This window comes from Pseudomonas sp. GZD-222, from assembly GCF_049310525.1.
Classification (GTDB): domain Bacteria; phylum Pseudomonadota; class Gammaproteobacteria; order Pseudomonadales; family Pseudomonadaceae; genus Aquipseudomonas.
The window spans coordinates 58,332-79,730 of the sequence record NZ_JBMOWO010000007.1 but is presented as its reverse complement, the minus strand read 5'-3'; the positions used below and the strand labels follow the sequence as shown (position 1 = coordinate 79,730).

The window sequence follows — 21,399 nt, the reverse complement described above, 5'->3', positions numbered from 1 at the left end:
CTCCTTGGACTGGGTCAACTCGACGAACTGATCGAAGGTCTGGCGATAAGCGCTCAATGCCTGCTCTACACCACTTTCGGCCAGTTGTGGCAGCGCTCGGGTCTGGTTCAACAACCCGTCAACGCCTTGATGCAACGCCTCAACGGCCTTGGGATCGGAGCGCAAGGTAAAGGCTTGTTCCTGCAGGCGCACCTTGAGGACGTCGGCATTCAGCGCCGTCATCTGTTTGAGCCCCTCGAATCGCTGGCTTACGCTGTGCAATGCAGCAACGCCGCAGATAGCCACCACGGCAGTCAGCAACAGGACCAGGGCAAAGCCCAGCCCCAGCTTGCGCGCCATTCCCAGGTTGGCAAAAAAACCACGCTTGACCGAATTCATTGCCCCTCCCCACGCCCTCGGTGAAACCTCAAGGGCGCAGAGTGGCAATGGCGCCCGTGGTGGCACAAGATGCTGGCGTCGGAATAATGGCAAAAGGCTACAGCAGCATCGCTTTCAGGACGGCGGAGGTCGCCTTGTACGCTGAAAGAACGCCTGCGCGCGCTGGTCCTGAGCGTAGGCGACATTGATCCGCAACCAGTCACTGGCGGCGCCATGGGGATCGAATGCGCTGCCTGGTGCCAGCAGTACCGAGCAAGCCAGCGCTTCACGATTGAGTGCGGCAAAATTCCAACCCGGACAGCGCGCCCAGACAAACATGCCGCCGTAGGGTTCGGTGAACACTTGCCAGCCGCAAGCCTCAAGCTGCCCCAATGCCTTGGCCATGTGTTGCGCCAGGCGCGGACGCAGGCGGGCCACACTTTTGCGGTAGCTACCAGTGGCGAGCATCTGCGCCACCACCTGCTCTGTGAACCGCGATGTCCCCAGCCCGGCGACCATCTTCAGCTCCGCCAGACGCGCGACCAGTGCAGGCTCTGCCACCAGGTAGCCACTGCGTAGCGAACTGCTCAGAGTCTTGGAAAAACTGGCGAGGTAAATCACCCGCTGCTCGGCATCCAGGGTCGCCAGGCGCGTTACTGCACCGTCCTGAAAGTCGGCGTAGATATCGTCTTCGATAATCTGCACGTCATGCTCACGGGCAAGCTCCAGCAAACGATAAGCCACCTTGGGGGTCAGGCTGCTACCCGTGGGGTTGTGATACAGGCTGTTGACGTACAGGCAACGCGGACGATGGTGCTTGAGTAAATCCTCCAGCACCTTGAGGTCCGGGCCATGGGCGGTGCGCGGCATCAGCAGCATTTCGACCTGATGGTGACGGAGCAGGTTGTACAGGTTGTAGTACCCGGGACTTTCCACCAGCACCTTGTCGCCAGGCTTGAGCAGAGTGCGCACCAGCAGGTCGAGCGCGTGGCTGGCGCCCTGGGTGGTGAGAATCTGCTGGGGGCTGACCTGAATACCGATCTGTCCCAGGCCCTTGTGCAACTGACTGCGCAAACTGGCCAGGCCCAGCGGCGGACAGTAATCGAGCAAATCTTCCACCGGCCCGCGGCTGACCTGGCGCACGGCTTGCGCAATGGCCTCGGTAGCACGCCAGCTGGCAGGCACCCAGCCGCAACAGAGCTTCAGCAGCTCGGCGCGGTCGTCGGTGAACTGCTGCCAGCGATTTTCAAAGGCTTCATCACGTATCGGCGGGTCGATCAAGGGTTCATTGAACCGGTGTTCGGCGACAAAAAAGCCCGCACCGTGCCGAGCCTCCAGCAATCCCGTCGCCACCAGGCGGTCATAGGCCTCGATTACGCAGGACTGGCTGACACCCTGCTCGCGCGCCAGCTGGCGAATCGAAGGCAAACGGCTACCAGGCCGCAAGCGCTGCTGTTCGATCCAGCCCCGCAACTGATCCGCGAGCTGCTGTACCAGGGGTGTGGAGGCTTGACGCGCAAGTGTCAGGTGCATGGCTAAGTGTTCGTGAATTTTATCCGAACAGTTAAACACAAATCCTCGGTCGGTGTGCCTTGTGGGCCCCGGGCGATCGCCGGATAGTCGTTGCACCAATAAGGAGCCGTCCATGCCCATCCAGCGTTCCCCTGCCCTCTTGGCCTTTGCCCTGTGCCTGATTACCTTTGCGGTCAACCTGCAGGCGCCGCTTTACACGGCCTATGCCGAGCTCTCCGGTAAAGGCGCCGCTGCCACGGCGGTAGCGTTTTCAGCCTATGTAATCGGCGTGGTACCGGTACTATTGCTGCTGGGCGGCCTGGCGGACCGGGTCGGGCGACGGCCGCTGATCATCGTCGCGTTATGCCTGTCGATGCTGGCCACTCTGCTGATGCTGCTCGCGCCGACGTTGGAAACTCTTGGGCTGGCGCGCCTGCTGCTGGGCGTCGGCACAGCGCTGGCCTCGGCGACGGGCACCGCCTACATGAGCGAACTGATGCACATCGGTGACAGCGGGCACGCAGCCACGTGGGTCACCGCCAGCACCTCATTGGGCTTTGGCCTGGGCGCGGCTTTGACCAGCCTGTTCCTGTTACGTGGGCCGACCCTCGCGCCTGACAGCTTTTACCTGCACCTGCTGCTGGCGGGCCTTGCCCTGCTGGCGGTCTGGCGACTTCCTGATCAACGCCGGGATACCCGTGGCGCATGGCTACGACTGCCCTGCTACCCTGTTGGCAGCCTGCCCTATGGTCTGGCAATCCTTCTGGCCTGGGCCTGCGTTGGCCTGGTCATCGCCTTGCTGCCTTCCATCCTCAAGCAACATGGATTGGCTAACTGGTCGGGCTTCTCAACCTTCTGCGTGATCAGCTGCGGCCTGTTATTCCAGCCACTGGCCCGGCGCATGGCACCCGCCAAAGCGACCTTGCTCGGCTTGTTCGTGCTGCCCTGCAGTTACGCCCTGCTCACCTGGGGCGCAGAAAGCGGTCAATTGGTAGCTGTGCTGCTCGGCACAGTGGCGGCCAGCAGTGCCTGCTATGGCTTTGTGTATCTCGGTGGGTTATCAGCCGTGAACATACTCGCGGGCACAGAAAAAACCCGCGCGAGCGCGGGTTTTTTCCTTCTCGCCTATCTGGGCTTCAGCCTGCCAGTGATTTTCACCGGGCTGCTGGTCGACCACTTGGGTTCCAGGATGGCCTTGCTGATATTTGGCGCCGGCATACTGGTGGGTTGCCTCGGTGTTGGTGCACGCCTGTTTCAGATCGCAGTCGCGCCGCCGTCGACCGCCAGGGCGTGACCCGTGGTGAATGCTGCACCATCACTGCACAGGTACAGCACTGCGGCGGCGATTTCCTCGACCTTGCCGATACGCCCCACCGGATGCATGGCGGCGGCAAACTCGGCCTTGCGCGGATCAGCTTCATAAGCGCGGCGGAACATATCGGTATCGATGACCGCCGGGCACACCGCGTTGACGCGGATTTTCTTCTTGGCATATTCGATCGCCGCCGACTTGGTCAGGCCGATCACTGCGTGCTTGGAGGCACTGTAGATACTCATCTTCGGCGCAGCGCCGAGGCCCGCGACCGACGCGGTGTTGACGATAGCGCCGCCGCCCTGGGCCAGCAGCAACGGCAACTGATGCTTCATGCACAGCCACACACCTTTGACGTTGACGCCCATGATCGCGTCGAATTCGGCTTCGCTGCCCTCTGCCAGGCGGCCTTGCTCAATCTCGATGCCGGCGTTGTTAAAGGCATAGTCAAGCCGTCCGTACACCTCTATCGTGCGTGCCAGCATCTGCTGCACATCAGCCTCACGCGTGACGTTGCAAGCAATGAATAGCGCTTCGCCGCCCGCTGCCCGAATCAGCGCTACGGTCTCTTCGCCGCCAGCGGCATCCAGGTCGGCTACCACTACTTTCAAGCCTTCAGCAGCAAAGGCCTGGGCCGTCGCTCGGCCAATGCCCGCCGCGCCACCGGTGACCAGGGCAATCTGGCCGGAAAAGGTCATGCTCATCGCTAGCTCCTGCAACATAGTGAGGTCAGTGCTCTGCAGTGTATGCAGCCAGAGCTACGGATGGGCAGCATCATCAGGGTGCCGGTTGAAGGGGTATCGGTTCGGGTGATTATCTGCTCAATGCTGAATCACGCCTGTGGATCGTATTGCATTCGCCGGACGGGTAAACCTTGCCGGAATGCCAGTCAGGGTCTATCAACAAGCTTTGCCCTTCCCTCGAGAGCCCTGACATGACCGCACAGACCAACCGCCGTTTCTTGCTCGCCAAACGCCCGATCGGGGCTGTCAGCCGTGACGACTTCACCTTCGAACAGGTCCCCGTCAGCGAACCGGGTGAAGGCCAGGTGCTGGTGAAAAACCTTTACCTGTCCCTCGACCCGGCCATGCGCGGCTGGATGAACGAAGGCAAGTCCTATATCCCACCGGTGGGCCTCGGCCAGGTCATGCGCGCCTTGGGCGTGGGCGAAGTGATCGCCTCGAAACACCCGGGATTTGCCGTCGGTGATCACATCAATGGTGCCCTTGGCGTGCAGGACTACTTCGTCGGTGAGCCTCAAGGCTTCTACAAGATCGATCCGAAACTGGCGCCACTGCCGCGCTACCTGTCAGCCCTGGGCATGACCGGCATGACCGCCTACTTTGCCCTGCTCGACGTCGGCGCGCCGAAAGAAGGTGAAACCGTAGTGATCTCCGGCGCCGCCGGGGCGGTGGGCAGCATTGCCGGGCAGATTGCCAAGATCAAAGGTTGTCGGGTGGTGGGGATCGCCGGTGGCGCAGAGAAATGCCAATACCTGAAGGACGAGCTGGGCTTCGACGGCGTCATCGACTACAAGGCCGAGGATGTGCTCGAAGGTCTCAAACGCGAATGCCCGAAAGGTGTGGACGTCTACTTCGACAACGTCGGCGGCGATATTCTTGATGCAGTCCTCAGCCGCCTGAATTTCAAGGCGCGGGTGGTGATCTGCGGCGCCATCAGCCAGTACAACAACAAGCAGGCAGTCAAAGGTCCGGCCAACTATTTGTCACTGCTGGTCAACCGCGCGCGTATGGAAGGCTTTGTGGTGATGGACCATGCCGCCAACTATGGCAAGGCGGCACAGGAGATAGCCGGCTGGTTGGCAACCGGCAAACTGAAGAGCAAGGAGGACGTGGTCGAAGGGCTGGAAACTTTCCCCGAGACGCTGTTGAAGCTGTTCAGCGGGGAAAACTTCGGCAAGCTAGTACTTAAGCCCTGATTTCTGCGACCACTGCCGCCAGCGCCTGGGCCGGATCGGCGGCCTGGCTGATCGGACGACCGATCACCAGGTAGTCGGAACCGGCGTCCAGTGCCTGGCGCGGGGTGAGGATACGACGCTGGTCGTCCTGGGCACTGCCGGCGGGACGAATACCCGGGGTCACCAGTTGCAGCGACGGGTGCGCCGCTTTCAGTGCCGGGGCTTCCAGTGCCGAACACACCAGACCGTCCATGCCGGCCTTCTCGGCCAGTGCTGCCAGACGCAGTACCTGCTCCTGCGGCTCGATATCCAGACCGATACCGGCCAGGTCTTCACGCTCCATGCTGGTCAGCACCGTCACGCCGATCAGCAGCGGCTGTGGGCCACTGCGCTGGGCCAGCACTTCACGGCAGGCCGACATCATGCGCAGGCCACCGGAGCAGTGGACGTTGACCATCCACACGCCCATCTCGGCTGCGGCCTTGACCGCCATTGCCGTGGTATTGGGGATATCGTGGAATTTCAGATCGAGGAACACCTCGAAGCCCTTCTCTACCAGGGTTTCGACAATCCCCGACGCGCTGCTGGTGAACAGCTCCTTGCCGACTTTGACCCGACACAGGGACGGATCGAGTTGATCCGCCAGTTTCAGGGCGGCGTCACGGGTAGGGAAATCCAGGGCGACGATGATGGGCGTCTGGCAGGCGGACATGGGCTGGTCTCTTGGCAAGTCTTGAACGGCGCGCATTGTAAACGAAGCAGCGGCCTGTGGGGGGCCGATGATCGCGAATTGGCCCACTAGTGGCACAGCCCCTATAATTGAACCAATGAATGGTGCATTTGCTCCAAATTAAACGAACGGCATCATCGCCGCCCCAAAGGAGAACTACATGCCCTGGTATGCCTGGTTGATTCTAGTACTCGCGATAGGCTCCATTGTCGGCGGCCTGATGTTGTTGCGTGACACCGCGAAAAAGCTGCCCCTGACCGAGGAGCAGCTCAAGCGCGTTCACGAGCGTAATGCTGAAATGGATGCCAAGGATGCGCAGGACAAGTAGACCCACCTGCTCGCTGGTGAACTCAGCGCATCACTTGTAACGTGCTGCGGCAGTACTACGCGACAAATTTGGCCTCAATGCATTACGCGCCTTGATAAACGCCTGCCAATCCTCGGCATCGGGTAACGACGGAATAGTCACCAACTCCTGGCTGTCCAGGCCACTGAGCGCCGCATCAACCATCTCCCCTACTTCCATGACCATCTGTGGATCGATAACGGCGACATCCAGACCCGAGCGCTCCCAGATCTCGGTGCGAGTCACACCGGGCAGTACCGCCTGAACCTGTACGCCTTTGTCTTTCAACTCGCCTTGCAGCGTCTGAGTCAAACTCAGTACATAGGCCTTACTGGCGCTATACACCGCGTTGAACATCTCTGGTGCCAGCGCAACCACAGAAGCCAGGTTGATAATGGTACCGCGACCTGCTTGACCAAACTGGGCTGCGGCAGCCGATGCCAAGCGCGTCAACGCGACGATATTGAGCGCTACCAGTGCATTAATCTGTGCTGCGGTGGCATCGGCCAAGGTGCCATTCATGGCGATACCGGCGTTGTTGACCAACACACCGATACTTGGATCATCGCGTACGCGTTGCTCGATACGGGCAAGATCTGCAGCTTGCGCAAGATCCGCCGACAAAACCTCGACGTTGACGCCATGGCGGGCCTGCAGATCGGCAGCCAGCGCTTCGAGACGCTGCCGGTCACGAGCTACCAGGAGCAAATCGTGACCACGGGCAGCCAGACGCTCGGCATAGACCGCTCCAATTCCGGAGGAAGCACCCGTGACGAGGGCGGTTGTGGCTTGCGGGAGAACTGACATGGTGGGGATCTCCAAAGAGCTTGTTGGGTGGGTGGACCTGGCACTCAAAATATTACCATCGTAATATTCGTGCAATTCCCAGGCGACCAAAGGCATACCCAAACAAGAAGGCCGGTCTGTGACCGGCCTTTCAACAAGCGCTAGTTAACCGTGAGATTGTCGCGGTTGCGATCAAGCAAGGCCTTGCCGATGCCTTTGATCTCCAGCAGCTCATCCACCGTAGCGAAGGAGCCATGTGCCTCACGGTAGGCGACGATGGCTTCGGCCTTGGTTTTACCGATACCGACCAGGGTGGACTGGAGGGTTAGCGCGTCGGCGGTGTTGAGGTTGAGTTGGGTGACGGGTTGTTGGGTGGCGACGACAGGTACTGGGTTCGCGACAGGTTCAGATGCTGGAGCTGCACTCAGCGAAAAGGATGCGGTGGCGAACAGGGGGAGAAGAAGGTAGGACAGGACGGTGTTGCGCATGGGGTGAGACTCCTGGGGTAGATTTCAGAAGCAGCTTTTCCGAAGCTGCTATAACAACCTAGAACGTGTTGAGGAGAGGTCAAACCGCCAAGGAGGAGGAATCATTACTAAATGGATCTGAGCTTTATCGGGGTTGGCTGAGCTCATGATCACCGCCGCGTATCTGCCGCGACCAAGGAACCTGCAAGTCGAGTCGATAGACAGAAACTTGACTCCCCGCATGATCGAGATTGGCAAAACCGAGGAGGAGCAAGCTCACACATGCCTGTGCTGACACATGAAAGGTTAATGCCGGCCAAGCCAGCAGAGAAAGGCGAAGCTCCGTGTCATCAACCTATTGGCCAGAGAGGCGACGTTAACGTCCTCCCCGGCCTAGTGGCGTTCGGTTTTATAATCAATAACTCCCCGGCTTCAGGCCCGAGGTTCAAATCGCTGTTGCTGATACTTCCAGTCCACGATTTCCCCATCAGGAGAGTATCCGCTCACGGTTTCGCGGAGTAACTGCCGAACTTTTGTGTAATCGTCATGAGAAATAGCGTCGAGAACTTCATGGAGCTTGCCTTTCAAGGCATCCCAACTCAAGAAATCTTCTTGAGCACTCATGATCATAGGATGGCGTGTAGCAATAACGTTATCGCCAATCAACAACTCTTCGTACAACTTTTCTCCTGGACGCAACCCACTGAACTCAATGGCAATATCCCCATGCGGATTACGGCCGGAGCGGACACTAAGACCGGAAAGATGGATCATTTTTTCGGCCAGCTCAACGATTTTCACAGGTTCGCCCATGTCCAGCACGAAGACATCGCCGCCTTGGCCCATGGACCCGGCCTGAATAACCAATTGCGCTGCTTCGGGTATGGTCATGAAGTAACGGGTAATTTTAGGATGGGTTACCGTTAAGGGCCCCCCTTCCTTGAGCTGTTTATGAAACAGAGGAATAACCGAACCCGATGACCCCAACACATTACCAAAACGAACCATTGTGAAACGCGTTTTGTTGACCCGTGACACATTATCAGCATCGCCGAACAACACGGGGGCCGCTTCATGACTCAGCGCTTGCAAGGTCATCTCGGACAAGCGTTTTGTACTACCCATCACATTGGTTGGGCGCACAGCTTTGTCAGTGGAAATCAGAACGAAGTTCGCAACCCCCGCCTGCACAGCCGCCTGGGCAGTATGAAGGGTGCCAATTACGTTATTCAGCACACCTTCGGCTATGTTGTGCTCGACCATGGGCACATGCTTATAAGCTGCTGCATGATAGACAGTTTCAACGCGCCAGGCCTTCATAATATCCAATAACTGAGCCTGGTTCCTGACCGACCCGAGAATCGGCAGGACTTGAACAGACAGCGCTTCCCGTACAACGCGTTTCTCAAGTTCAGACATGATGCTGTATAGATTGAACTCGCTGTGTTCAAACAACAGCAGTGTTTTGGGCGCCAGAGAAAGGATCTGCCGACAAAGCTCCGAGCCGATTGATCCACCCGCGCCCGTTACCAATACCACTTGGTCACGAATACAACGTTCAAGCAGATCGTCTTGCGCAGGCACGGTGTCCCGTCCCAGCAGATCGGCAATATCAACTTCCTGAATGTCATCAACTTTCACCCGGCCGCTAGCGAGGTCCATGAAACCTGGTACGCTTCGCACGTGCAATGGAAAGCCTTCCAGATAGCCGAGGATTTCCCTGCGACGCGAACGGGTGGCTGACGGAATTGCCAGTAGCACCTCCACCGCGCCGGTAACTTCAATCATCGTCTGTATATGACGGGATTTATAAACCTGTAATCCGGAAATAACCCGGTCAGCAATCATGTCGTCATCATCAATGAATGCAACAGGTCTCATTACCTTACCCATTCGCAGCGCTGCCACTAACTGGTTGCCTGCCGCCCCTGCGCCATAGACGGCTACCCGCGGCAGTCCGTCATCACGATTGAAGAAAGGTACATGCTGCGCTGCCGAGAACCAGTCCCCCAAAAAGTACTGGCGCACCGCCAAACGCAACCCGCCCACCATAATAAGGCTGAGCCACCAGTAGTTGAAAATGACTGAACGCGGAACAAGATTTTGATGACTACTGTACCAATAAACGAACAAGCCCAATATCAGCGAAGACAAACTCACTGCCTTGATGATAGTGACCAGCGCATCATTGCCAAAATAGCGCATCACTGCTCGGTACATACCGAACCGAATGAACAACGGAATAGCGATGGCAGGCGCAGCGAGAAAGAGCCAGGCGTGATCCAATATGGGATTGGCGAGCTCATCAATTCCAAGTCTGACCAAAAACGCTAACCAAAGTGCACTCCAGACCAACAGGACATCTGTCGCAAGCTGAAGCAGACGTTTCTCCCGCCGAGGCAACCCCAGCAGCCAACTACGCAATCCATCAATCATCATCCTTAAAACCACCATGTACGCAGACTTGCCTGATCGCCCAGTTTCGTTTGACTAAATACTGACCGCTAGTGACATCACATCCCGTAGCGCCTGACAGGTTTGCTCAATCTCCGCTTGTGTCAACGTAGGATGAACCAGGAACATCAAGCTGGACTCGCCCAACTCCTGTGCTACCGGCAGGCGTTCCTGTGGTCGCCAGCCCGTGCCGTCGAACGCCTTTTCGAGGTAGACCTCCGAACAGGAACCCGAATAGCAAGGCACTCCACGAGCAACGATTTCATTGATGATACGGTCACGCGACCAGCCCGGATTGAGCATTCCGGACTCCACAAAGACATAGCATTTATAAGCTGCGTGAGCCGTTCCTTCATCCAGGGCAGGGACACGCAAGCCGGTGACGCCTTGTGCACACGCCCAGATAGCGGCGGCATTGGCTGTCCGTGCTGCATGCCACTGTGGCATGCGACGGAGTTGAATCCGACCGATCGTCCCTTGAACTTCCAGCATACGCCAGTTGGTACCAAAGCTTTCATGCACCCAGCGGAACCCGGGGGCGTGTTCGCGCTGGTAGACAGCCTCCCAGCTCTTACCATGGTCTTTGAAAGCCCACATATCTGCCCAAAGCGCACGATCATTGGTGGTCACCATACCTCCCTCGCCACCGGTAGTCATGATCTTATCCTGGCAAAACGACCACGCACCGACATGACCTATCGAACCGACCGGTTTACCCTTGTAAACCGCACCGTGAGCCTGCGCACAGTCTTCGATTACCTTCAACTGATGGTCTTCAGCCAGGGCCATGATCGGGTCCATATCACATGGCCAGCCTGCGAGATGCACACAAATGACGGCACGGGTTCGCGAGGTTAGCACTGCAGCAATGGAGTCAGCAGTGATGTTCTGCGTATCACGATCAACATCGGCGAAAACCGGAACCGCTCCAGCATTGACAATGCTGGACACCGACGCCAGGAATGTACGCGGCGTTACGATGACTTCATCGCCCGGCCCAATCCCCAACGCGCGCAACGCAAGATCCAGTGCCACCGTTCCATTGGCCAAGGCGATGGCGTATGCGGTGCCCGCCCAACTGGCAAATTCTTTTTCGAACTCGCGACACTCCTGACCCGTCCAGTAGTTAACCTTGTTGGAAAGCACTACTTCACGGACTGCCTCAGCTTCTTCTTCGGTGAAGGACGGCCAAGGAGAAAAAGACGTATTCAACAAAGCGATCTACCTGATAGTCAAAAAATTTATAATGGATCCTGGCTTGACAACCGTTCCCACCCATACCGCCGCTGAGCCTCGCTAGCGCAGAAACTCGTCGCGCAATCGCTCGGAAGCACAATACTACCAGAGATATCATTCACGACGACGACGCATGAATCAATCGCCAAGCGCTTGAAGTTAAGAGCGCGGTGCCGCACCCTGTCGCTCGACGAGGCACCACTTTACATGGCCCTCTATGGGCGTGCGCCATGTAAACGCTCCATGGTCACCACGTAAAAATGGAGCAGTCTGATTTCAAGAGCGGCTTTTCCAGTTTCTTACCTGCTAAATAACGTGAGCGGCATTTAACCTTGTGCTACTCGTCCCCCTCAACAGGTTGTGCAGTCATGCGAAAAGCTTTTACAGCAAACGCAATCGCTTCGACCTTTGTAACTGTGCACTTATTACCTAACGCGATTTAACGTTGCAACCCGGCGCTGAGCACATGGCACCCCGCCGCCAGGACAGAACGCGCCACCATCACGCTAATGATCAACAAAAGGGTTGGCATCGGACGTGAACTGGAGGAACCCAGCATGGCGCAATGCCTTGCCCGCAACATCAAAACCAGGCGAACGATCTGTCCTCGGCTGGAAAGCTGACTGTCAGAAGGTGATCGCTGTAGCAGTGCTCAGCCGAGTGGTCTGATGGCAAGGGTGCTTTGCGGGGCGCTATCTCGGATAACGTTCACACAGCCCCCTCAGACCAATCGACTGCTAGATTGCTTAAGAAAACCGTCGACACTGATGAAGGTACATTAGCGAAACTCTATTCGTTCTTGTTACCTTCGAACTTCGACATCGTCGCCTCACCCTGCGCACTTACGCCCTCTCGCACCAATACTTTTTTTGCGGTCAGGAAAAGAATTTTGATATCGAGCCAGAAGCTCTGATTGTCAACATACCATACGTCGTACTCGAACTTCTCCGGCCAACTCAGAGCATTTCTTCCATTGACCTGAGCCCAACCTGTAATACCAGGACGCACATTATGTCGGCGCAATTGATCTGGACTGTACAGAGGGAGATACTCCATCAATAGCGGCCGTGGCCCTACCAAGCTCATATCGCCATTAATGACGCTCCATAAACCTGGAAGTTCATCCAAACTGGTCGACCTTAGAAAACGACCAAATGGCGTCAATCTCAATTCGTCAGCCAGCAATGCTCCGCTCTCATCACGCGATTCGGTCATCGAGCGAAACTTGTACATATTGAATGGTTTACCATTCAATCCAGGACGCTTTTGTTTGAACAGAACGGGGCGACCAATAAACAAGGCTACCAAAACAGCCACCACTGCTGTCACCAGCAGTGCAGGTAGCGCAAGCAGAAAAATCAATGACAGATCAAAAATTCTTTTAAGCACTTTCACGTACCTTGCTGTTAGCGTGTACTGTTTCCAAATGCTGGGCATACGCGCTGTAAACAATCTCAGCGTCGAATTCCCTATCAAACAACTCACGTGCACGACTCGACATGGTTAATCGCAAGTTTTCATCACCACAAAAGCGCAGTACTTGAGCCGTTAACTCCTCAGCACTATTGTAGATAAATCCACATTGTTCAGATACCAGCTTTTGCCCGGAAATACCGTCGAGCCAGGAAAAAACCGGAAGCCCTGAACTCAAGTATTCAAAAAACTTGTTTGAATATGAGTTTTGATAGTCAATGCGACGATCTACAGGCTGCAGCGCAGCAATCGAATGACCCCGAAGAAACTTCAACGCGGCGGCTTCCACTTCACCAGGAAGTATGACATTCGAGCAACTGGAGAATTTTTCCTTGATAGCCACTTCATGGCTACCGGAACCGCACACGACAAATAAAACATCGGGCTCGGACAATTCGAGTGCTTTTGCGGCGTCAACTACCGGCTGAATCGCGTTATAAATCGTACTATTCAATCGACCTGCAAAATAGAAAATCTTCTTCTGCTTCGCAATATCAACCCCGTGCGTGACCCAATACTCTCTGACGTCGTCGCTTTCATGCGCCAAGGCGGCTATTGCAGCAGGGTTGAAGCCTAATGGAAAAACTGCATCGAAACGCCCTGCAGCTCGCCCTGAATAACGAACAAGGTGATCCGTGAAAAATTCCGTAATCCCGACAAATGAACAGGCTTTTTTGCACGCATAACGCAGATCACGTTGCATCTTGAAAACTAACGCTTTAGCCGCAAGAGACTTCCAACCCTTGGCTTCATGAGAAATTATTTCCGGCCAGTAGTCTCGGCAATCCAACACTAAAGGTACGGAAAAATGGTTTGAAAGATCGGCGGATAGCTTGCAAAGTGCCGGGGTGGGCATGCTGCAAACAATTAAATCTGGTGCCTCTAATGTTCTAGCCTTACGCAGAATTTTCAATTTCACCAAGAAATTATCAACAATTCGCCCGATCGAAATTGGCGACTTGTACTTTACGCCGCTACTGATAAATTCGTAGCGTTGGTGATCCGTATAAACAACAGACGTGCTAAAGCCGTACCGAGCAGTACCGGTAAGGTGGTTCAAATCAGAACACCACCTGAGGACGCTATGTCCCCTGGCAACCAGTGCACTCTCGAGCATGCCCATACGATAAGGCCTGTAATCAGAGTCCAGCGGCACCGGCTCTTCAAGTTTAACCAACCACACATTCATATATAAACCCCGGCCTAAATCACTTAGGATACAGCCCAATTTTTCTCAAAAAATTAACCAGCTTCTTCAAGTTCGCTATAACACTTGCAGAGTTTTTATAGTCATGATAGCTCGAAGGTGGTGTCGCCAGTATTTCTTTGAACTGCTCCGGGGTCAGCGAGAACTTTTTGGCCGCATAGGCTAGATCTGCTTCCTTCAGTTCGTCACTGTATGAGTTTGTTTTCAGTTCTTCTAGTGCTTGTTCACGGGATATTTGCCGTGCGTTGATCAGATCTGAATAATGCCCGTAGCGTTTATCAATATTGAACTTCTCGGGCAAAATATACCCTTGAAAGAAACGAGTATAGATCGACTCATAATGTTTGCCGCCATAATAAACCCAGCCCAGCTCATCCTGCAGCAACTTCATGACACGATCTTTATTATAATCAACATAATTCAGGATCGAAACACTTCTAATCCCACGAATAAAATTATAATAAAACAACTGCGCAAGATTGTAATGAGGATAGCTCTTCAACACAATCGAACCGTGTTTTTTATGCACGTCCTTTATATACTTCCAATCCGAGTGCCCATAGGACCAATTAGGAACCGAAATAGATTCGGTGGCGAAATTCATGCCGGATATGATGTACTTAATATTGTGCTTTACTGCTGTTTTCCACAACAACGCGAAAATTGCGTGATCGGTAGGTATCTCACCGTCGGGAACTGATGCTTTCAAAAACGACAACTGCAGATCCTTGAATTCCTTCCAGTCAACCACATAGGTGACCAGATCAATATCAAGTTTCTGCAAAGTCTTTTCAATGTTTTTTACAGCAAGTTCGGAGTTCCAGCCGTTATCAAAATGCACCGCCAATGGTCGCAAGCCTAACTGCTTCACCAAATAAGCGACATAAGTACTGTCTACGCCACCGCTGACACCGATCAAGCAATCATACTGGCTGCTTGCTTTTCGCGACTTCTTAATTTTGCTCACAACCGCAGCGAGACGACTTTCCGCATCTTCGCCTGAAAAAACACGTGTTGTCAGCAACTCATCATAGCGAAGGCAGTGATGACAAACGCCTTGTTCATTAAAGACAATAGACGTATCCACGTCATTAGACATCACACACCGCACGCATTGCTGATAAGTGTTAGTCAAAGCCTGCTCCCTGTACACATTCAATATTCTGACTGCCGATAGAGTAAACCCAAAAGGATCACAAGATAGATCCCTCTGTTATCTACTATTGAACCACTAAACATAGAAAACAGAAAAAACATCACTACGACATATTTCAAATTTCTATCAGTTATTTTTGTGAAAAAAAACAACACCGCCAACAGCGAGCCCAAGCCGAAAACCAGCCCTTGCTCCACCAATATTTCCACCAAGTAATTGTGAGGATACTCGTGTTCAGATACCAACGACCACTGCCCTAAGCCAATACCCAAAGGGTGCTCTGACAGCAAATTAACCGCTAGCACGTACTGATCCAGGCGAGAGCCAATTGAACCATAATTGCTACCCGAGAACAGCAAGCTAGTATCGGAACTAGCAACAGCTTCATACAGCGACTCGATAAAATAGAAAAGCCTGTTATCGAACAAATCTATTGGCGACATTAAAGCAAAAACAGGAAGCAATAGAAGCAATAGTACGAAGATTTTTTTTCGCTTCAAAAACAGTATAAACAGACCACTCAGAATTGGCCCTTTGGAAAAAGACAGTAAAGACAGTGCGGCAGGGACCGACGCGATGATGAATCGTCGATTGCCATACAACAGAAAGAGCGCACTTGAAATGACCATTAGCTGACCAAATACAATAGGTCCATTAAGCCCAATGGACTCACGCAAGGCAAACTGTTGTCCTTTTATGACTTCCCATAGAACCGCCAAGCATCCATAAATAGCCAAAAGCCCAGCGAAGACCAATAATACTTCCGCCAGAGAATGCCTTTTTGGCGTTATACAATACACAATCGCAGTCAGAGAGATCAGGATTGATAGCGAAGCATATTTGAAAAACCCGAAGCTACTGAAATCATTAGCAATCAAATTCAACAAGAACAAAATATTGAAGAGCACTAGAAAACAACATCCATAAACTCTTCTAAAACGCACTAACAGTACAACTGAAGACAGCAACAGAGATGACAGGAGAAACAACGCAAGTAGTAACTTAGGTGGATTCAGCTCCATTTGCCCCCATAAAAGCAAGGGCGCCTTTGCGAGCATGTAGGCAAGCGACAGGAATACACCAAAAAATACCGAACCGTTAGACAACATCCGCGCGAACTGCTTATACATTATCAACCTGCCTGTCATGAAGCAGGTATGCGGCGCATGCCTTAACACATCCACCTACCGAGAAAGCAATCAACAAGCTACTGGCCACTAAGCTGATGGGTGATTGCATCGACAACAAGTAGGCAGACATCACGAAGGCTACAAGCGCAGCTGCGTTCGCATAAGAGAGCCAGTTAAACTGACCTCGACTATACAAAACATAGTGGGGAATATATCCAAGCATGTACATTGCACCCGCCAAAATCATCAACCAGAGACTGTCCAGGCTTTTTCTATGCGCAGTCAGCTCCAGCACATCTACAATGTAGGGAACAAGATAGCTAAGGGAAATAGCGAGCACAAGCACACCAGCAAAAGTTGAAAATATCAACTCCTTGTGGGCAGCCATATAACCGGCATGATCATTTTCTTTATAGGATCGTAAAAGTTTTGGATAAATAAAAGAAAACACCCCTGGTTCGAGAAAGTTATAAACCCCCATGACCACGCTAATATAAAATACATAGCTACCGACCAACTCCGTTGTCGAATGAAACTCCACTGCAAAACGGTCTATGGTCAGCAACAGCTTGAGCATGAGAGACGATAATAGAAAAATTGAGCTTTGTTTCAGCCCCTTTATAATCCAATCGGCCCCCATCCCATCAAAAGACACTTTCACATCACTTGACTTCAAGAAAAACAGCGCGATGAAAATGGATAAGCTGGCGCCCCCTATCCACGAAATATAGATAAACTCCAAATTTCGATAAGCGGGAAAGAAATAAATAACAGGAATAACGAAGAAAACCCACAATGACGTCTGGGTGAAAAACACCGCGCTGGCTAAAAGCTGCTTTCCGAGCACGGTCAATAGCGCTTCCAACTCCAGCGACACTAGGACAAGAAGCAAAATAGAATAGAAATAAAGTACATCTTCGCCAGGAATAAGGCCGTATAGAAATACAAAATAGAACAATGGCGCACTCAGCAAAAAGAGGCAACCTATTGTCTTTACATGCGAGCCAAGTATCCGAGCTCGTCCGTCAGAGCCGTGTGCAAACAACTCTCTGTACATGTATTTATTAAAATCAAAACTGGTTAATAGCGTACAGATCAGTACCGTTGCTACAAACAGTCCAAACTCGCCAAGTTCAGAAGCAGGTAAAAATTTTGCCAAAAAAATTATAAGTACGGACCGCCCCAAGGCCGTACCACCACGTATGGAAACGTTTAACGCCCTCAGCAGTATACGGCTGGAAAGCAACTTCTTTATTAGTAGACTCACAGGCTTAATATCTGCTTGAGTTTGGCGTATTCAGGGTACGTAATCAGAACCGCATCATGTGGACCGTGAAAAACAAACATCGTGCCTGCCGCCACGGCCGACGCACCGGCTTGTATCGCAGGTAAAAAATCGGAAATACTACCGGCGCCACCCTGCGCAACCAGAGGTATACTTAAAACACTAGAAGCCTTACGAATCAGGTCTAAGTCATAACCTGATCGTGTCCCCTCTCTGTCGATAGAGTTAAGAATGATCTCCCCTGCCCCGGCCTTCTCCAGGCTGGTCAAATATTGCAGCAAGTCTAAATTAGTTTTTGTTTGTCCGCTGTGACTATAAATATGTGTTTTACCCAGTAAACTCTTTTTAGTATCAACAGCAACAACGACGCTCTGCGCGCCGGAAACGGAAGAGATTTCCTTAACCAAATTGATATCCATAATTGCCGATGAGTTCAAAATTATCTTTTCAACTCCCAGCCTGAATAGCTTTTCAGCCTGAGCAACAGAAGTAATTGCTCCACCATATGCGAACGGAATAAATAGCTCCGATGCGATGTCTGCCAACAGGTCAAAATCAGGCTCTCTTTTCTCCCTGGTTGCAGTAATATCTAAGAAAACGAGTTCATCAACCTCTTTCTCATTAAATATCTTCACAGCATTAAGAGGATCACCAACATACTGGTGATTCTTAAATTTTTTCCCCTTGTACAACCCCCCCTCCGACAAGAGAAGTACCGGGATAACTCGCGTGCTAAGCATAATTATTCACAAGCTCATTAAATTGTTTAAACAGTTGAACTCCATAGCGATGACTTTTTTCCGGATGAAACTGAAAACCGAGAATATTATCCCGTTGGACTCCGCTGACAAACTCATAGCCATAAGTGGTGGTAGCTAAAATATCGGAATCATTTTCACAGACCGCATGAAAAGAATGAACAAAATAATATCGACGTTCATCATCAGCGGAGACCGCATCGATAAACGAAGAGCCCTTTCTTATAGCTGCTCTGTTCCATCCCATATGAGGAACTTTCAAGCCTGAAAATTTTTCATCCGAAAAATTGAACCTGACAACTTTACCGGACACCCATCCCAATCCAGGCTCTTGCCCCTCCTCACTATGATTGAATAGCAAGTGCATGCCCAAACAGACACCTAAAAAAGGAACCTTTCGGTGCAAAACAGCCTCTTCCATATGAGAAAGTAAACCGGTTTGATTTAACTTCCTCATACCATTATCGAACGAGCCGACACCAGGAAGCACTATGCCTCGAGCTGTTGCGAGCACCTGTGGATCGTTAGATATACAGACGTGCGCACCAACCTTGCGAAACATATTCACTATCGAATTACAGTTACCCATTCCATAGTCGACCACGACGATCATTATTTTATACCGATGGTGTTCTTGTTTACGGTTACGAAAAACTCCTTAACCGCATTAATTACGCTATCAATCTGTTCAAATGATAGATGCTCACCGATCGGAAGACTCAATAGCGTACTGTCTTGCGAGTAGTAACTGGCACTACAATCTACTTGCTCAAGATAGGCATACGCCTGCAGCTTAGGCAAGGCTTTGGGGTAATGGATACCCGTTTCTATTCCGGCGCGATCGAGGAATGCTTTTAAAGCATCACGGTGCTCTGAGCGGATAACAAAAAGATGATAAACCTGCTTCGCCCACGCCTGGCGAACTGGAAGGATTAACTGTGGAATACCCGCCAACCCCTGCAAGTATCTATCAGCAATGCTGATACGTTTTTCGGTCCAGGCATTTAAATGCTTCAATTTCACGCTTAAAACCGCTGCCTGCAAACCATCCAACCGAGAGTTGCGCCCCTCAAAGGCATGGTCATATTTAGCAATACGGCCATGATTGGCAATCTGACGGCATTTGAGCGCGAGCGCTTCATTGTTGGTCACGATCGCGCCGCCATCACCATAGGCACCCAAGTTCTTGCCCGGGTAGAAGCTAAAGGCTGAAATGTCGCCAATACCACCAACTCGCTTACCCTCAAACTCCGCACCGTGGGCCTGAGCGCAATCTTCGATGATGTAGATACCTTTATCTTTGCAAATATCGGTCAGACGATTCATTTCGCAAGGGTGGCCGTACAGATGCACGGCGATTAGCGCCTTGGTTTTTTCTGTAATTTTCTTGAGTACATCATCTACACTGATAATGTAACTAGCCGGGTCATTGTCAACAAATACAACTTTATGACCGCAACGGCTTACAGCTTCGGAGCTTGCAATAAAGCTATTAGCAGGGACCAGCACTTCACTACCTTTCGGCAGCTCAAGCGCCTCAATCGCGATTTCTAAAGCATCAGTCCCGTTTCCTACCCCAAGACAGAACCGTGCATTACAGTAATTTGCGAAGTCTTCTTCAAATACGCGAACCGTGTCACCACCAATAAAACTAGAGTTCGCAATTACTCCACTGATCGCGCCGTCGATTTCTTCCCGAATTGAGAGATACTGGGAGTGCAGATCCAGAAACTTAACCATTAAGCTCACCTAACTTTTTAGCAGGATTACCGACATAAATGCCGGCCTCTTCAATATTTTTTGTGACCACTGCACCGGCTCCAATAACTACATTAGAGCAGATACGGACAGGAAGAATGGTTGCATTGCTGCCAATAGACACATTGTCACCGATATGTGTTTCCTTCCAAAGCGACTTGTTCCCTTGAGCCGGTCCACCGGTAGAAAACAGATCGTTGATAAACATCACACCGTGACCAATAAAACAGTGGTTACCTATATTGACCAATTCGCAAATAAAACTATGCGATTGTATTTTACAGTTACTGCCAATAACCACGTCTTTCTGAATTTCGACAAAAGGCCCGACAAAGGTATTATCACCAATCCTGCACCCATAAATATTTACCGGCTGCACAACAGTGACATCCCGACCAAACTCAACGTTCTTTATTGCTGAGTATTTTTGAATTGGCTCATTCATCTATACACCCAATCGGCACTTACCGGACGCATTGTTCAGGAATACTTCTTTACCGGTTTCGATCGACTCATAAATTGCCACGATCAGCTCGAGACTCTTACGCCCGACTTGTCCATCCACCAACTGCGCTTTGTTATTCTCAATAACATCTACAACGTGCTCATAGTAAGCTTGGTGACCGAAGCCGTACACGTTTGGCGGATTTACAGAATAGCGCTCCATCACCTGGAGATCGTCAGAGGTCGACTCCAGAAAATTCCATACTTTCATTTCGTTGACTGCAAAGCCGCCCACTTCCACAGACCCGCCCTCGCCGATTATCGACAAAGAACCCTCAAGATCTTTAGGGCGAGTTGCCGTTGTGGCCTCGATGACACCCAGCGCTCCATTCTTGAAGCGCAAGGTCACCACCGCCGTGTCTTCAGCTTCGATGTCGACCAGTGCCGTGTTCGCCATTGCGTAAACGGACTCGACGTCGCCCATCATCCATTCAAGTAAATCCACGTGATGACTGGCCTGATTCGTCAGAACACCGCCATCCAGGGCCCAAGTTCCACGCCAACTATCTTGATTATAGTAGGCCTGAGGTCGGCACCAGCGCACACGTACGGTACCCAGGACCAGTTTGCCAAAGCGGCCTTGCTCACGTGCTTCCCGAAGTTTTACGACAGGTACGTTAAATCTGTTCTGCTTAACTACAAATAGTTTGACACCCGCTTTCTCGCATGCAGCGATCATTGCGTCGGCATCTTCTAAAGTCAGCGCCATCGGCTTTTCGACAACAATATGCTTGGCGTACTCAGCCAGCTCAATCACATGCTTCGCATGGTAGCCGCTCTCGGTAAGTACAGAAATAACATCAATTTCTGTAGACTTCATCATTTCATGCATGTCGGAGAAGTAAGGAATATTATACTTCTCTCCATACGCTTTCGCTTTTTCGGGGTCGATATCGCACACGGCAACAAGCGAGGCGTTATCCACGATGTTACCACCGAGTATTTCTGCATGACGTTTAGCGATACGCCCACAGCCAACCAAAGCAAATTTCAGCATGATTCTCTAACCT

Annotated in this window: 20 protein-coding genes; 3 read left to right on the top strand and 17 right to left on the bottom strand. The window is 52.2% G+C overall.

What is annotated here, in order from left to right; translation table 11 throughout:
• Positions 1 to 492: 492 nt before the first annotated feature.
• The gene (locus tag ACO6VD_RS00845) at positions 493 to 1,890 is read right to left on the bottom strand and encodes a PLP-dependent aminotransferase family protein (protein WP_422416361.1); all 1,398 of its coding nucleotides are present in this window, start codon (positions 1,888 to 1,890) and stop codon (positions 493 to 495) included.
• A gap of 112 nt (positions 1,891 to 2,002) precedes the next feature.
• On the opposite strand from ACO6VD_RS00845, the gene ACO6VD_RS00840 reads away from it, so the two are divergent.
• Positions 2,003 to 3,163, top strand: coding sequence for an MFS transporter (locus tag ACO6VD_RS00840; RefSeq protein ID WP_422416359.1), 1,161 nt, complete (start codon positions 2,003 to 2,005; stop codon positions 3,161 to 3,163).
• On the opposite strand, the gene ACO6VD_RS00835 is transcribed toward ACO6VD_RS00840, so the two are convergent.
• Positions 3,124 to 3,885: an SDR family oxidoreductase gene (locus ACO6VD_RS00835; RefSeq protein WP_422416357.1), complete on the bottom strand. Its 762-nt coding sequence runs from the start codon at positions 3,883 to 3,885 to the stop codon at positions 3,124 to 3,126. The genes ACO6VD_RS00840 and ACO6VD_RS00835 overlap by 40 nt on opposite strands.
• Before the next feature lie 230 nt (positions 3,886 to 4,115).
• Here ACO6VD_RS00835 and ACO6VD_RS00830 point away from each other — a divergent pair, with 230 nt between their 5' ends.
• Complete coding sequence (locus ACO6VD_RS00830) at positions 4,116 to 5,120, top strand: NADP-dependent oxidoreductase (RefSeq protein WP_422416355.1); 1,005 nt, start codon at positions 4,116 to 4,118, stop codon at positions 5,118 to 5,120.
• On the opposite strand, the gene pyrF is transcribed toward ACO6VD_RS00830, so the two are convergent.
• A complete protein-coding gene (pyrF, locus tag ACO6VD_RS00825) occupies positions 5,110 to 5,811 on the bottom strand; it encodes an orotidine-5'-phosphate decarboxylase (RefSeq protein ID WP_136475092.1) in 702 nt (233 codons plus the stop codon). The two genes, ACO6VD_RS00830 and pyrF, sit on opposite strands and share 11 nt — an antisense overlap.
• A 178-nt stretch (positions 5,812 to 5,989) precedes the next feature.
• On the opposite strand from pyrF, the gene ACO6VD_RS00820 reads away from it, so the two are divergent.
• Positions 5,990 to 6,157, top strand: a complete 168-nt coding sequence (locus ACO6VD_RS00820) for a DUF2897 family protein (RefSeq protein ID WP_400173592.1) — start codon at positions 5,990 to 5,992, stop codon at positions 6,155 to 6,157.
• Between the two features lie 30 nt (positions 6,158 to 6,187).
• Here ACO6VD_RS00820 and ACO6VD_RS00815 read toward each other — a convergent pair whose 3' ends face one another.
• The 14 genes from ACO6VD_RS00815 to ACO6VD_RS00750 all read right to left on the bottom strand — a co-directional run bounded on the left by ACO6VD_RS00815 (position 6,188) and on the right by ACO6VD_RS00750 (position 21,386).
• The gene (locus ACO6VD_RS00815; RefSeq protein ID WP_422416353.1) at positions 6,188 to 6,982 is read right to left on the bottom strand and encodes an SDR family NAD(P)-dependent oxidoreductase; all 795 of its coding nucleotides are present in this window, start codon (positions 6,980 to 6,982) and stop codon (positions 6,188 to 6,190) included.
• 140 nt (positions 6,983 to 7,122) lie between these two features.
• Entirely contained in the window at positions 7,123 to 7,449 is a 327-nt protein-coding gene (locus tag ACO6VD_RS00810; protein ID WP_422416351.1) for a ComEA family DNA-binding protein, read from the bottom strand.
• Between the two features lie 411 nt (positions 7,450 to 7,860).
• Positions 7,861 to 9,864, bottom strand: a complete 2,004-nt coding sequence (locus ACO6VD_RS00805) for a polysaccharide biosynthesis protein (RefSeq protein WP_422416451.1) — start codon at positions 9,862 to 9,864, stop codon at positions 7,861 to 7,863.
• 54 nt (positions 9,865 to 9,918) lie between these two features.
• Positions 9,919 to 11,097: a DegT/DnrJ/EryC1/StrS family aminotransferase gene (locus ACO6VD_RS00800; RefSeq protein ID WP_422416350.1), complete on the bottom strand. Its 1,179-nt coding sequence runs from the start codon at positions 11,095 to 11,097 to the stop codon at positions 9,919 to 9,921.
• A gap of 810 nt (positions 11,098 to 11,907) precedes the next feature.
• Entirely contained in the window at positions 11,908 to 12,507 is a 600-nt protein-coding gene (locus tag ACO6VD_RS00795) for a sugar transferase (protein ID WP_422416349.1), read from the bottom strand.
• Complete coding sequence (locus ACO6VD_RS00790) at positions 12,500 to 13,780, bottom strand: glycosyltransferase (protein WP_422416348.1); 1,281 nt, start codon at positions 13,778 to 13,780, stop codon at positions 12,500 to 12,502. The genes ACO6VD_RS00795 and ACO6VD_RS00790 overlap by 8 nt, the downstream gene beginning before the upstream one ends.
• 19 nt (positions 13,781 to 13,799) lie before the next feature.
• Entirely contained in the window at positions 13,800 to 14,933 is a 1,134-nt protein-coding gene (locus ACO6VD_RS00785) for an N-acetyl sugar amidotransferase (RefSeq protein ID WP_422416347.1), read from the bottom strand.
• Positions 14,934 to 14,953: 20 nt separating this feature from the next.
• The gene (locus tag ACO6VD_RS00780) at positions 14,954 to 16,084 is read right to left on the bottom strand and encodes an O-antigen ligase family protein (RefSeq protein ID WP_422416346.1); all 1,131 of its coding nucleotides are present in this window, start codon (positions 16,082 to 16,084) and stop codon (positions 14,954 to 14,956) included.
• Complete coding sequence (locus tag ACO6VD_RS00775; protein ID WP_422416345.1) at positions 16,077 to 17,351, bottom strand: lipopolysaccharide biosynthesis protein; 1,275 nt, start codon at positions 17,349 to 17,351, stop codon at positions 16,077 to 16,079. Before ACO6VD_RS00775 ends, ACO6VD_RS00780 begins: the two co-directional genes overlap by 8 nt.
• Complete coding sequence (locus ACO6VD_RS00770) at positions 17,348 to 18,109, bottom strand: AglZ/HisF2 family acetamidino modification protein (protein ID WP_422416344.1); 762 nt, start codon at positions 18,107 to 18,109, stop codon at positions 17,348 to 17,350. The genes ACO6VD_RS00775 and ACO6VD_RS00770 overlap by 4 nt, the downstream gene beginning before the upstream one ends.
• Entirely contained in the window at positions 18,102 to 18,740 is a 639-nt protein-coding gene (hisH, locus tag ACO6VD_RS00765) for an imidazole glycerol phosphate synthase subunit HisH (protein ID WP_422416343.1), read from the bottom strand. Before hisH ends, ACO6VD_RS00770 begins: the two co-directional genes overlap by 8 nt.
• The gene (locus ACO6VD_RS00760; RefSeq protein WP_422416342.1) at positions 18,740 to 19,867 is read right to left on the bottom strand and encodes a DegT/DnrJ/EryC1/StrS family aminotransferase; all 1,128 of its coding nucleotides are present in this window, start codon (positions 19,865 to 19,867) and stop codon (positions 18,740 to 18,742) included. Before ACO6VD_RS00760 ends, hisH begins: the two co-directional genes overlap by 1 nt.
• Positions 19,860 to 20,330, bottom strand: a complete 471-nt coding sequence (locus ACO6VD_RS00755; protein ID WP_422416341.1) for an acyltransferase — start codon at positions 20,328 to 20,330, stop codon at positions 19,860 to 19,862. The genes ACO6VD_RS00760 and ACO6VD_RS00755 overlap by 8 nt, the downstream gene beginning before the upstream one ends.
• The gene (locus tag ACO6VD_RS00750) at positions 20,331 to 21,386 is read right to left on the bottom strand and encodes a Gfo/Idh/MocA family protein (protein ID WP_422416340.1); all 1,056 of its coding nucleotides are present in this window, start codon (positions 21,384 to 21,386) and stop codon (positions 20,331 to 20,333) included.
• Positions 21,387 to 21,399: the final 13 nt, after the last annotated feature.